This window comes from Planosporangium thailandense, assembly GCF_011947195.1.
GTDB classification, from domain to species: Bacteria; Actinomycetota; Actinomycetes; order Mycobacteriales; family Micromonosporaceae; genus Planosporangium; species Planosporangium thailandense.
Map to the genome: position 1 here is coordinate 72,037 of NZ_JAATVY010000015.1, position 13,351 is coordinate 85,387.

The 13,351-nt window shown below is 73.8% G+C and carries 9 protein-coding genes; 4 read left to right on the plus strand and 5 right to left on the minus strand.

The window, feature by feature from the left end; all coding sequences use genetic code 11:
* The first annotated feature begins 22 nt into the window (after positions 1–22).
* Entirely contained in the window at positions 23–775 is a 753-nt protein-coding gene (locus HC031_RS20150) for a DUF6328 family protein (protein WP_205862995.1), read from the plus strand.
* Positions 772–1,260, plus strand: coding sequence for a DUF6328 family protein (locus tag HC031_RS20155; protein ID WP_167926919.1), 489 nt, complete (start codon positions 772–774; stop codon positions 1,258–1,260). Before HC031_RS20150 ends, HC031_RS20155 begins: the two co-directional genes overlap by 4 nt.
* On the opposite strand, the gene HC031_RS20160 is transcribed toward HC031_RS20155, so the two are convergent.
* Positions 1,246–4,086, minus strand: coding sequence for a helix-turn-helix transcriptional regulator (locus HC031_RS20160; protein WP_167926920.1), 2,841 nt, complete (start codon positions 4,084–4,086; stop codon positions 1,246–1,248). The genes HC031_RS20155 and HC031_RS20160 overlap by 15 nt on opposite strands.
* Before the next feature lie 278 nt (positions 4,087–4,364).
* On the opposite strand from HC031_RS20160, the gene HC031_RS20165 reads away from it, so the two are divergent.
* Positions 4,365–4,589, plus strand: a complete 225-nt coding sequence (locus HC031_RS20165) for a hypothetical protein (protein WP_167926921.1) — start codon at positions 4,365–4,367, stop codon at positions 4,587–4,589.
* 256 nt (positions 4,590–4,845) lie between these two features.
* On the opposite strand, the gene HC031_RS20170 is transcribed toward HC031_RS20165, so the two are convergent.
* The 4 genes from HC031_RS20170 to HC031_RS20185 all read right to left on the minus strand — a co-directional run bounded on the left by HC031_RS20170 (position 4,846) and on the right by HC031_RS20185 (position 9,611).
* The gene (locus HC031_RS20170; protein ID WP_167926922.1) at positions 4,846–5,151 is read right to left on the minus strand and encodes an STAS domain-containing protein; all 306 of its coding nucleotides are present in this window, start codon (positions 5,149–5,151) and stop codon (positions 4,846–4,848) included.
* Between the two features lie 151 nt (positions 5,152–5,302).
* A complete protein-coding gene (locus HC031_RS20175; protein WP_167926923.1) occupies positions 5,303–6,178 on the minus strand; it encodes an SDR family NAD(P)-dependent oxidoreductase in 876 nt (291 codons plus the stop codon).
* 206 nt (positions 6,179–6,384) lie between these two features.
* On the minus strand, positions 6,385–8,547 hold the full coding sequence (locus HC031_RS20180) for a hypothetical protein (protein ID WP_167926924.1): 2,163 nt from the start codon (positions 8,545–8,547) through the stop codon (positions 6,385–6,387).
* Positions 8,544–9,611 carry a hypothetical protein gene (locus HC031_RS20185; RefSeq protein ID WP_167926925.1) on the minus strand — a complete coding sequence of 356 codons (1,068 nt, stop codon included), beginning with the start codon at positions 9,609–9,611 and terminating at the stop codon, positions 8,544–8,546. Before HC031_RS20185 ends, HC031_RS20180 begins: the two co-directional genes overlap by 4 nt.
* Before the next feature lie 325 nt (positions 9,612–9,936).
* Between HC031_RS20185 and HC031_RS20190 the strand changes: the two genes are divergently transcribed.
* Positions 9,937–13,341, plus strand: a complete 3,405-nt coding sequence (locus tag HC031_RS20190; protein WP_167926926.1) for a right-handed parallel beta-helix repeat-containing protein — start codon at positions 9,937–9,939, stop codon at positions 13,339–13,341.
* Positions 13,342–13,351: the final 10 nt, after the last annotated feature.

A 13,351-nucleotide genomic window follows, 5' to 3' on the forward strand; every position in this document is an offset into this window, starting at 1 on the left:
GGCAGCGAGCAGGGAGAGCGCCATGGCGATACAGACCGGCCGAGTGCCCACCGGGGCGCGCATCGGAAGCGACCCCGCCGAAACCCACGATCTGTGGAACTACCGGGTCCGCGGTGAGACGCCGACCCAACGCCTGGACCGCTGTTACACCGAACTCCTGCAAGAGGTACGGGTGGCCCAGACCGGTGTGCAGGTGCTCCTCGCGTTCCTGCTCTGGGTGGCGTTCAACCCTGGCTTCAGCTCGGTCACCTCCTACCGGCGCGGCCTGTACGTCGTGGCGCTCGTGCTCGCCACCCTCGCGCTCGCCCTGCTCATCGCGCCCGCGTGCGCCAACCGCGTCGCCTACCGCCGCAGCCTCAAGGCGGCGACCCTCCCCCTGGCGAACCGTTGCGCCGCAGGGGGAATGGCGCTGCTGTTCGCCTCGCTGAACTGCGTCCTGGTCCTGATCCTCGACGTGGTGCTCGGGTCCGTGCTCGCCGCCGCGCTCGGATTCACCACCGTCATGTGGTTCGCCGCCTGGTGGTACATCCTGCCGTGGACGGTGCTGCGCAGGCACAGCCGCCGGGACGCGTCGCCGGCCACGGCGCCCCGGCGGGTCGACCTGCTCGTCGCCGAGCGCGCGCCCGGATCCCCGTCCGGCGCGCCCACGTCACCGCGCGCACCGCTCGTCTGCCGCTGGCGGAACAACGCCGGTGTACTGACCGCAGCGTGGCAACCGGTCCGGCCCTCGGCACACCAGAGCGCCGGCCCCGAGGTGGAGGGAGAATACCGATGACGAAGCCACCCGCCGGGGACCGGCAGCGGGAGAGTCCGATGCGACGCACGGACCGCCGTTACAGCGAGCTTCTCCAGGAACTGCGGGTGGCACAGACCGGTGTACAGGTGTTGCTGGCGTGTCTGTTGGCGCTGGCCTTCACGCCGCGCTTCGCGTACCTCACCGGGTTCGAGCGCGGGGTGTATGGCGTCAGCCTCCTGCTGGGCGCCGCGTCGGCCGCGATGCTGATCGCACCCGTGCCGTGCCACCGGATGCTCTTCCAGCGGCGGCTCAAGCGCCAGTTGGTCGCGGCGACGGCACGCTTCATGGTGTACGGCCTGCTCCTGCTGCTGCTCTCGGTGGGGGCCGCGGCCCTGCTGGTCATCGACGTCGTCTTCGACGGCCGGTTCGCCGCGTGGTGGGCCGCCGGCACGATGGGCTGGTTCGGCGCCTGGTGGTACGTCGTACCGATGTGCAACAACCGTCGTCGCTCACGGCTCGGGTAGGCGTTCCCTGCGCGTGGCCTCCCGGGCGATGTCCATCCGCGAGCGGACCCCCAGCTTGGTGAGGATGTGCGAGACGTGGCTCTGCACGGTCCGCCGGGACAGGAACAGCTGTGCGGCTATCTGCGGGTTGGACATGCCGCGCGCCACCAAGGTGGCGATCTTCGTCTCGGTCGGCGTGAGCGCGTCCCAGCCGTGGTGTACGCGCCGGTGCTTCGCCTGGGGACCGCGCCGGATGCCGTACGCGCGGAACCGGGCCTGGATGCGAGCGAGGTCCCACTGCGCGCCCAGCGCCTCGTACCCGGCTAGAGCATGGGTGAACTGAGCCCGCGCCGCCACGACGTCGCCGGAGTCGGCGAGCGCCACGCCGCCGGCGCCCAGTGCCTGTACCCGGGGCAACGGACGTCCGGCCGCCTCGTACCGGTCAGCGGCGCGCAGCAACTGGACGGGGTCGTGCTCGAGCAGGCCGCGGGTGTGCAGCGCGGTCGCCTGCCGGTACGGCGCCGTCGAGCCGTCCACCAGCGTGGCGGCGCGGACGACGACGGCCCGGGCCGTGGCGAGATCCCCCACCTCGATCGCGAGGCGTACGGCGTCCGGGAGCAGCGGCGCCGTCTCCGCCTGCTCCTCGGCCGAGCGGGAGAGCGCCTCCATCAGCACCGCCAGCGCCTGCCCGGGCGCGCCGGCCTGCTCGCGTTCGAGGCTCCTGGCCAGCGCGAGCGGATAGACCATCCGGTTGCCGAGCCGGTCGGCGTACGGCTGGAGCGCGGCGAGGTGCCGGGCGGCACCCTGTCCATGATGGAGCGTGATGGTGGCCGCGATACCACGCCGGCAGCACTCGACGACCGGGTCGCGGAACGCGCCGGGCGACTGGTCGACGAGATCGGCTTCGGCCAGGGCCTCCTCCCATCGCCCGGTGTTGAACAGCAGCTCGACCAGCAGGCTCTCGGCCTGTCCGAGGCGCACCACGTTGCCGGCGCTGTCGGCCTTTCGCCGGACGTGCCGCACGGCGGCGATCGCGTCGTCGTACCGGTCGAGGTCGCTGAACGCGTTGGCCTGGTTGATCTGCAGCAGCATCCGCAGGTCGGCCAGGGCCGGCTCGCCTTCGGTCACGGTCAGCGCCCGGTCGAAGAGGGGGAGGGAGTGGACGACCTCGCCGCGCATGCCGTGCACCATGGTCAGTACGGCCAGGGCCCAGCCGACGGCCCAACCGTCGCCGGTCGCGGTGGCCTCGGCCAACGCCTCGGCCGCGACCCGGCCCGCCTGGTCGACGTGGCCGAGACCACGGTGCACCCGCGCGACGAGAACGAGCAGCCGGGCCCGGTGCGGTGGCGGGAGTCCCGGGTCGCCGAGGGCTCGTTCCAGGGCCGCAAGGGACTCCTCGGAGCGGCCCTCGGTGGCCCGACACTGGGCGAGCGTCCCGTGGAGGTCGACCACGAGATCGGGCTGCGGCGCGTGGGCGAGCGCCCGGCTGGCCACCTGCGCGGCGTCGGTCACCTCACCCACGCGGCACAGGGCCTCGGCGAGGCGGCAGGCCAGCAGATCGTGCGGCCCGGCCGCCGCGGGTGTGCCGGCGAGCGCCCACCTCAGCAGCGGAATCGCGACCCGGGGTGCGCGGCCGATCAACGGCCGGGCCGACTCGACGAGCCATCGCACCACCCAGTCGTCCGCCGCACCGGCCTGCGACCCGGCGCTGCACAGCGCGGGCAGGAGCTGCCGCGCGACCCGTTCGACCGGAGCGCCGTGCCGCGCCAACGCCCGCCCGGCGTCACGGTGCCAGGCGGCGCGCACCGCCGCCGGCATGCCGTCGTACAGCGCGGTACGGATCAGCGGATGCCGGAACGCCAGCCCTGCGCCGTCGTCACGCAGCACCCCGGCCGCGATCGCCTCGTCCAGTGCCGGCAGCAGGTCGGTGAGCGACCGCCCGGACACCGCGGCCAGCTCGGTGACCGAGAAGTCGACGCCCAGCAGCGCCCCGGCCCGCAGCGCCGCCCGCGCCGAAGTCGACAGGAACTCCAACCGGTCGGCTATCGCGTCCGGCAACGAGCCCGGCGTCGGTCCGCCGGTCACCTCGACCCGGCCGTCGTCGCGTACCAGGCGGCCCCCGCGGGCGAGCGCGTTGACGAGCTCGGTCAGGTACAGCGGGTTGCCCGACGCGCCCCTGGCCAGCCGCATCAGCCGGGCGCCGGGCGTGCCGGCGACGAGCGTGGAAACGAGCCGGGCGGCCTCCGGCTCGGGCAGGCCCTGAACGTGCAGCAACCCGTCGGGATCCACGGTCCGGCGGAGCGTACGCAGGTCGTCGCGCTGCGGCACCGGCCGCAGCGCTCCGACCAGGAGCAGCGGCAGTTGCCGCACCGACCGGGCGAGCCGCGCCCAGGCCAGGACCGTCGCCGGATCTGCCCACTGCAGGTCGTCCACGACCAGCAGCACGGGGGCCGCACCGCACAGCTCGTCGACCAGCGCCAGCAACTGCTCGGCGGCCGCGACGACCGGCTCGACGGCGCTCCCCGTGCCCGAACCGGTGCGCAGCATCCGCATGATCGCCTTGCGCGCCGGATCGTCGGCACTCTCCCGCACGCCGAGCGCCTCGAGCAACGGCAGGAGCGGAAACGCCCGACTCAGCTCGTCGCACGCGGCCCAGAAGACCTGGCAACCGGCGGCCCTCGCCTCTGCGGCGGCCGCGCGCACCAGCGCGGACTTGCCGATCCCCGGCTCACCCTCCAGCAGCACGGCCCGACCTCCGCCGGCCACCAACTCTCCGACCCAGCCGGTCAGGCTGTCGCGTTGAGTCTGGCGACCGATCAGGGGCTCTGCCAGGAGAGCGTCGGCCATGTGCCAACGCTACCCCTCAATTTGCCGCATATAAATGTTCAGTTCAGGTTCTGTACATCTAGCAAATCTGTTTTGAATGCGGCGGTCCGGCTTCGCTCAAGCGGAAACAGATACCGCCGCACCGAATTGTCGGCGCGCACGGTAACGTCGCCGCGCCGCCGCCGAGGATTGCCTTTCTCTTAACGCCGCGGTCGCTGACCCCGCCCGGTCGGATCTGGCACGGTGACAATCGTCTGGCCAGGCATCAGGCAGAAATCACCCAACGCGCGGGAGTATCCATGCAGATCAAGCGCAGCGTGATCGGCCTCGCTCTGGCGGCGGCCGCCGCAGGTGGGCTCGTAGCCGGTACGACGGCCACGAGCCCGAACATCTACTACGACCTGAGCCCCGCGACGAACAACGGGCCCGTCGTCACCACGCCGGACACCGCCACCGCGACCGCGACCGCGACCGCCGGCAATTCTCCGGCGACGGCGACGCCGCCGATCTACTACGACCTGTAGAAGCGTTTCCTCCCTTCGACGGAAGCCGTCGTACACACCCACGAATCGGCGGCTTCGCGGCGGCCGGCCTGCCACACGCCCAGCGGTTACCTACGACCGCTGCACAGCGGCGTTCGGCAGGCCGGTCCGCCGTTTTCACCGGGCGGCGGACGCTGTCTGTGACTATGGGCGAATCGGTGCGGGCAGACATCCGCCACCTGGCGGGTATTCATCGGCTACCGCTCCCGGCGGAGCGCGAGACGGGCGTCCAAACCGCCTAGGGAAGATCCATGCGGCCGAGCTCGGCGGCCAGCGGGGAGCCGTCGCTGTCGATGGCGAAGGCGAGGTCGGCGTCGCGGGCCAGGTCGTAGGCCGCCTGCAGGGTACCGATCACCGAGGCGTCCACCGCGGTGACCTCCCGCAGATCGATCAGGATCCGGGCCGGCCTGCAGTGCATGATCACGTCGATGAGGATGCTTCGCAGATCGGCACCGGCAGCGGCATCGATCTCGCCCTGCAGGCGTACGGCGACTGCTGAACTATCCGGGCACGTGGGACTGACGAGGACGTTTCCCACAGCCATCCCCTGTTCATCCGTGTCGACCAGTGGGGGCTTCCATGCACACGGTACGGGTTGACGACCGTCACTGGTACCCCTCACACCGGTGAAAGCGCGAGACCCGGCGGCCGATGCGCCAATCACCCACCCGGCCCCGGCCCGCGCCGCGTGCCGGTCAGAGCCCGCTCGGGAGATCACACAGGGCGGCGCTGAGCCCCCACAACCGCCGTGCGGCGTCGTCGTCGCGCGCGAGGGGGCTCGGCTCGGCCGCCTTGCTGTTGCTGAAGTACGCCCCGGTCACGTCCGTGACCCCCGGCGAGATGGCCAGGTGGATCGCCGTCTGTGCGCCCTGCTCCGGTGACTTCTGGAACGGTCGGGTGAGCCGGGTGAAGAGCGCGAACGCGCCCCTCGCCTCCCGGGCCAGCCCGGTGTGGACGAAACCCGGGTTGAGGCAGTTGGCGGTGACCCCGGTGCCGCTCAGTCGCGCCGCGAGCACCCGGGTGAACCAGATGTTCATGAGCTTGGACCGGTTGTACGCCTGCAGCGGCTTGAATTCGCGCTCGCCCTGCAGGTCGTCCCACGGCACCGACCGCACCTGCTTGTGCACGTCGGACGAGACCGTGACCACCCGCGCCCGCGGCGCCGCGATGAGCCGGTCGAGCAGCAGGTTCGTCAGCAGGAACGGCGCCAGGTGATTGACCGCGAATGTCGTCTCCAGGCCGTCTTCGGTCACCTCCCGGCTGAACTTCGACACGCCGGCGTTGTTGACGAGCACGTCCAGGTGGTCGTAGCGGTCCGAGACGGCCTTGGCCAGCTTGCGGACGTCGCCGAGCCGGGCGAGATCGCACGTCAGCAGTTCGACCCGGGCGCCTGGGACGCCGGCGCGGATCCGCTCCACCGCCGACCGCCCGCGTACCCGGTCGCGGGCGACCATGAGGACCCGGGCGCCACGCCGGGCCAGTTCCCGCGCCACGACCTGACCGATGCCGCTCGTCGCGCCGGTCACCAGGCACAGCTTGCCGTCGATCTGCCACACTCCCGAGGTGGGCACCAGCTACCTCCGCTCACCCGTACGATCTCGCCGCTGACGTTGCCGTTCAGCCGGGAGCTCAGGAACAGCACCGCACCGGCAACATTTTCCAAGGTGGACACTCACCGCGTCGTCGTCTGGCCGGCGACCGTCTCGCACACCTGCGGCGGCACCCCGGCGCGGCGCCGTACGGTCAGCGCCCGCGCGGGCCGCTTCCCACCCCCCGTTCATTCGCCATGCGGGCCGCCCTCCGGGCTCCGCTCGACCCCGGTCGCCTGGCACAGCCGGTGGAGAACCGTCCGGTCGTCGGGTCCTGAGGAGGTCCGCACGTCGCCGCCGGCCGCCGCGTCGCCGGGCGCGACCGCCTCGCGCAGCCACACGCGCCGCCACGGTCCGTCGCCCGGATCGACGGCCAGCACGGTGAACTCCGTACCCGGTGCGAACACCACGGTCTCGCGGCGCCCATCGGCGATCAGGTCGCCGACCCGACGCCCCGTCAGCGACCAGGCGACAAGGTCGGGGCCGGCTTCGCCGCCTCCTGCGGGTGCCTCAGGCGGGGCGGTGACCAGCAGGGACGGCGTCGACACGCGCTGACCGGACCGGGACGCTTCGAACGCTCGTGACCGCGGGTCGGCGCTACCCGTGACCGGCCCGATGTAGGCCGGGAGCCGGGCCAGGCCGCTGGTGACGCACCCGGCGAGCGCCCGGGCCGCGGCCTCCTCCTCGGGGCGGCACAGGTCGCCGTCGACCAGCCTGGCCCGCACGGCGACGAGATCGACCAACGCCGCGTCGCGCGGTTCGCCGGCAGCGGCGCCGCGCAGCCCGGGCCGCTGGGCCAGCAGACCGGTCACCGCCCGGGCGTGCCCGTCGAAGCGGCGCCCCAGAAGTTCGCGCACCCGCTGACGTTCTTCCGGCGTACTGCGGTGGCCGACCGGGACCGGGGGAACGCTCGCAGCCGGTCGGTCCGGCGCGGTTGTCCCGTCCTGCTCCGGTTCGGGCGCCGTGGTCGCCGCGGCCCGCTCCCGTTCCGGTACCGCCGCGTGCGGCGTCACCGGCTCCGGTTCCGGCCCTGGTTCCGGCTCCGGCTCCGGTTCCGGCTCCGGTTCCGGCTCTGGTTCCGGCTCCCGCTCTGGTTCCCGTACCAGGCGGCCGTCGGCGGTCAGCTGCCACGGCGCCCCGTACCGGTCGCCGAACGGCGGGTTCCAGGCCACACCGGCCCCCGCCGACAGCACGAACCGCACGGCTCGGCGCACGTCCTCGGGTAGCCGCTCCAGCAGCTGGGCCACCGCCGGCCAGGCATCGCCGGCGGCCACCCCAGGGGAACCGACCACCAGCAGTACCCGGTCAGGGTCGGCGGGCAGGGTCGCGACAACGGCGGCCGGATCCGCCCGGCCGCCGCGTACCCACAGTCCACAACGGACCACCTCGACGACCCAGCCGTCGGAGAGTCGCTGGACACCCGGCTCCAGGGTGGCGTCGCGATCGACCGGCGGCAGCCACTCGAGCAGTTCGGGGGCGGTGCCCCGGCGGTACCGCAGCCGCTGCGCGTACGGGCGAGCCGCCGGCCGGCCGTCCGCGTCGACCGTCACCGACACCGGCGACCCGCCGGGCCCGATCGCCGGCATGCCCGCGGCGACCTCGACGACGGCCCCGGCGGCGACCAGCCGCGTTGCCACCGTGTCCACGACCCGTCCCCCCGGCCCGTAGGGCACCAGGACGAGGTGGTGGCGTAGCGCGGCCGGCAGGTCACCTACGTACCGTAGGAGCGCGTCCGGATCGACGTCCCGCCCGCCGGGGCGCCCGACCACGAGCGTCACCCCGGCGGGGTGGACCGGCACCGCGTAGGCCGGATCATCGTGGCCGCCGCCGGCGTCGGTAGCCGAGTACACCCACAGGCCGGCCGGTACGGGTGTCGCGCGCAGGGGCCCGGCGGCGGTCGCCACGGCGGCGAGCGCACCCTGCCAGCGGGGAGCCGGCGCGCGCGATCCGTGCGCCACCGGCGGCGTTTGCGGGCTGAAGGTCAGCCACTGGCCGCCGTCGGGGACGAACAGGTTGCCGGGCAGCACCAGCACCGGCCCGTCCGGCGCCGTCACCGGCAGCGTCAGCAGGTCGGCGACGAGCTGCGCGACGGGGGGTGCGCCGCGGCGCGGGCTCCCGGCCCCCGACAAGACGAGCCGGAGCGCCCGGCAGCCCGCCGGCAGGGCGTTGCCGACCACGTCGACCAGGGCCGTGGCCGACGGGGACCGATCCGCGGCCACCAGGACGGTGAGCGTCTCGGGAGCTGCCGGCAGGTCGGGCAGTGCCGCCAGCGGTACGGATGGCTCGCCGACCACCATGACCGGTCCGCACCACCGGACCACCGGCGCGGACGGCTGCGCGCGCCCGGTCACCGGGGCCCGTTATCCGCGCGGCAGTCCACCCGCAACGCGGAGACCCCCAGGTGCGCGCCGTCGCGGCCCGGTCCCCAGTCGACCCCCCGGGTCACCATCTGCACCGCCAGCTGTCCCGTGGTGACCGGGAAGCTGCCCGCCTCCACCCAGCGCCCCTGGTTCACCGTCTGGTCCACGTCGAACGAACCGGCGGCGGTGCCCCCTACGTCGACGCTGCCGTAGACGACGTAGTGGGCCGGCTTGCCCGCCGCGTCCGTGGGGTCCCCGGTACCCGGCACGTGGACGCGTACCGCGCAGGAGCCGCGATTGACCGTACCGGTACGGAACGACCAGACGACGACGTTGTCCGGGTCATCCTGGTTGGCGTCACCGCTCATCGGTACGGCCACGACCTGACCTGCGCAGCCGTCACCGCTCCAGCCGCCCGTCGGCCGCGAGCGCCAGTCGGCGGACCAGCCCTTCTGGTAGAAGCCCGTACCCGCCGCCTGCGGGCAACTCTGCCCCGCGACGGCCGTGTAGCTGGCAGCGGCCGGCCCGACCGACCGGGCTGACCCGCTCGATCGCGGCGCGGACGGGGCCGGTGACCTACCGCTGCCGCCGGCGGCCGCCTTCGCCGCGCTGGTGGGAGCGGATGCAGGCTTGTCGGCGCCGCCCGCGGTGGGGTCCGTACGCTCGGCCGTCCGCGCTATCGGCGCGTCCGAGTGGCTGGAGCGGAGGCTCACGATGCCGACCCCGGCGGCCGCCACGGCAGCGGCGACGCCCACGGCGAGCGGTACGGCGACGCGCCGACGGCGTGGGCTCCGGCCGGCAACCGGGAAAGCGGGCGCGCCGTCGCCGTCCCCGCCGCCCGACACCGGCAGCGCCGGCGGCGGGGCGGCCGGCGGCGGGGCGGCCGGCGGCGGGGCGGCCGACAGCGGGGCCCGCGCCGGCGGGGCCGGTACCGGCCCGTTGTCGTCCGCGCTTCGGGCGTCGGGGGCGCCGTAGGCCGGATCGTCCTCGGCCGGATGGTCCATCGGCACCACCGGCATGACGAACGGCCGGACCAGCCGCAGCTCGGTGGGCACGGACGAATCCTGGTCGCCGCCTTGCTCGGGCACGATCATCCGGTACTCGCTAAGACGGCCATGGTCGTCAATGTTAGCTATCGACCAGCGTGACTCGCCACTTCCGCCCGCGCCGCCGTGACGATCGCCGCACCGGCCGGCGGGCCAAGGCTCCGCCGGAAGTGTCCGAAGTCGACTGACCGACCGGGAGGGTGGGTCCCGGCCGCGACACGGTCGCCTACGCTGATGCGGTGCACGGACCAGGTCGATGCGGCCGACGGGACGATCCGGCAACCGTCCGCCACCTGCTGCCCCACCCGCTCACACCCGGCTGGAGGTCGCGCCGATGACCTCCCGGGTGCTCACCGTCGCCCGGGATCCGGCGGTCACCGCCGCGTACCGCAGCATCGGGGAGGCGTTGGCCGCGGCCCGCTCCGGATGCGTGATCAACGTGCTGCCCGGCGAGTACCCGGAGAGCCTGGCCATCGTGGCATCGGTCACCGTCACCGCGGCGAGCGGAGCGGGCAGCGTACGGGTGGCGCCCGGGACCGGCCCCGCGCTGCTGTCGACCGCCGAGGCGGTGACGGTGGTGGGGCTGGTCCTGTCGGGCGACGGCGACCCCGACGGCGCCTGCGTCGAGGTGCGCTCGGGCCGGTTGACGCTCGAGGACTGCGAGCTACGGGCCGAGTCGTTCGCGGCGGCCATGGCCCTGGCCCCCGGCACGCTGGGGATGCGCGGGTGCCGGGTGCGCAACCCGGCCGGGGCCGGGGTGGTGGTCAACGGCGCCTCGGGCGGTTTCGTGGAGCACTGCACGTTCACGGGAATCGGCACCTCGGCGATCGTGGCGACCGGCGGCGCGGACCCGGCGGTGCACGCGGCGGTGATCCGTGAGGTGCACGGCAACGGCATCTGCGTGACCGGCGCCGCCCGCGGCCGCTACACCGACTGCGACATCTCGGCGACCGGGAAACCGGCCGTGGCGGTGGAGCACGACAGCGCACCCCTGCTCCGCGACTGCCGCATCCACGACGTACGGGACGTGGGTCTGTACGTGGCCGGCCGGTCCCGACCGGTGGTCGAGGACTGCCTCATCGAGCGCAGCGGTGACCACGGCGTGCTGATCGACGACGGTGCCGACCCGGTCCTGCGCCGCTGCCGGGTCGCCGACCCGCACGGCAACGGTGTCCGGATCGCGGGTGCGGCCCGCGGCACGGTGGAGGCGTGCGAGGTGACCGGCGCGCCGGCGGTCGGGGTCTGGGTCGGTGAGGCCAGCGACCCGCGGGTACGGGACACCGAGGTGACCGGCTGCTCCGACACCGGTCTGCTCGTCCTCGGCGGCGCGGCCGGCTCGTTCGAGGACCTGCGGATACGTGACGTCACCGGGCACGGCGTCGGCATCCAGGGGGACGCGAGCCCGCTCATCCGGGCGGCCACCATCGCGGGCTGCGGCGGCCACGGCATCGTCGTCGTCGACAACGGCCGGGGCCGGATCTCCGACAGCCGGGTCAGCGACACCCGCTTCGCCGGGCTGCGTACCGCGGACGGGGCGAATCCCCTCGTACACAGCGTGGTGCTGACCGGCAGTACCGATGTCGGGGTACTGATCGACGCCGGGGGCCGGGCCGTGCTGCGCGAGTGCGAGGTCACCGGGGCGGGCAGCGACGGCGTACGCGTCGAGGGCGGCGGCGACGTGTCGATCAACCGTAGCCGGGTGCACCGCTGCCGGGGCGCCGCGGTCCGACTCGCCGCCGGAAGCAGCGGCCTGCTCGTCGACAGCCGGTTGACCGGCAACACCGGCGACGGCGTGGTCGTGGAAACGGCGGAGCCGGTGGTGCTCCGGGGCTGTGCCGTACGCGACAACGCGGGAGCCGGTGTCGACCAGCGGGTCGCGTCGACCCGGTTCGAACTGGTCGACCTCGACAGCGGCGGCAACGGGCGGCCGGACAGCACCACCGCCTCGTACACCGGTCCGGCGGACGGTCACCACGGAGCGGAGGTCGGCGCGACCCTCGCCGGGGCGCTCCCCGCTCCGGACGACCAGCCCGTGGCGCCGGCCGACCCGGCCCCGCCGGATCCCGGTGCGGGCGACGACACGCTGTCGCCGCTCCTGCACGAACTCGACGACCTCGTCGGCCTCGCCGAGGTGAAACGGGAGGTCGGCACGCTGGTCAACCTGAACCGGCTGGCGCGACGCCGCCGCGACGCCGGGCTGCCGGCCCCGCCGGTCAGCCGGCACCTGATCTTCGCTGGCCCGGCGGGCACCGGCAAGACGACGGTGGCCCGGCTGTACGCCCGGATCCTCGCCGCCCTCGGCATGCTGCGGACCGGGCACGTGGTGGAGGTGGCGCGGGCCGACCTGGTCGCCTCGGTCGTCGGCGGGACCGCCCTCAAGACCGCGGAGAAGGTCGAGGCCACCCTGGGCGGGGTGCTGTTCATCGACGAGGCGTACACCCTCGCGCCGCCCGACCACGCGGCCGGCCCGGACTTCGGGCGGGAAGCCGTCGACACACTGGTCAAGCTGATGGAAGACCACCGCGACGACCTGGTGGTGATCGCCGCCGGATACCCGCACGAGATGCGCCGGTTCCTGGCGTCCAATCCCGGGCTGGCGTCACGGTTCACCCGTACGCTCGAGTTCGCCGACTACACGCCGGCGGAGCTGGTCACCATCGTCGAACGGTTCTGCGCCGGCCACGGCTACGAACTGCACGCCGACGCCCGGGCCGCGCTGCACGGGCACTTCGACCGGATCCACCGCGGCGACAACAGCGGCAACGCCCGGGCCGCCCGGCGGGTCTTCGAGGAGATGGTGGAGCGCCAGGCGCACCGGCTGGCGGGGCTGGCCGAGGTCACCGACCGGGAGCTGACCCTGCTGACCGAACGGGACCTGCCGGCCGCCGCGTCGGCCAGCGCGGCCCGGCCGGGCCAGGTCGACGAGCGGTCACTGCCGTCGCTGCTGGCCGAACTGCACGCCATGGTGGGCCTCGCCGAGGTGAAACAGGAGGTCTCCAAGCTGGTCAACCTGCTCGCCGCCGCGCGCCGCCGGGAGCAGGCCGGCCTGCCGACGCATCCGGTCGGCCGCCATCTGATCTTCTCCGGGGCGCCCGGGACCGGCAAGACGACCGTGGCGCGGCTGTACGGCCGGCTGCTGGCCGCCCTCGGGGTGCTCCCCCGCGGCCAGCTGGTGGAGGTGTCGCGCGCCGACCTGGTCGGCGAGTTCGTGGGCCAGACCGCCCAGCGGACCCGGGAGACGTTCACCCGCGCTCTCGGCGGCGTGCTGTTCATCGACGAGGCGTACACGCTGACGCCCGTCGGCGGCAGCGCCGTCGACTTCGGACGGGAGGCGGTGGACACGCTGGTCAAGCTGATGGAGGACCACCGGGACGAGGTGGTGGTCATCGTCGCCGGCTACGCCGAGGAGATGGCCGGGTTCGTCGCCGCGAACCCGGGCCTGGCGTCGCGGTTCTCCCAGCGGGTCGAGTTCGCCGATTACACGCCCCCGGAGCTGGTCACGATCGTCGAGCAGCGGGCTCACGAGTCCGGTTACCGCTGCCCGCCACTGACGATGGACGCCCTCGAGCGCCACTTCACGCTCGTGCCGCGGGACCGCACGTTCGGCAACGGCCGGTACGCCCGGCACGTACTGGAATCGATGATCACCAACCATGCCGAGCGGTTGAGCCTGCTCACCACGGCCACCGACGACGATCTGCGGCTGCTGATCCCGCCGGACGTACCGGAGCCGAACTGAACCGGTGCGG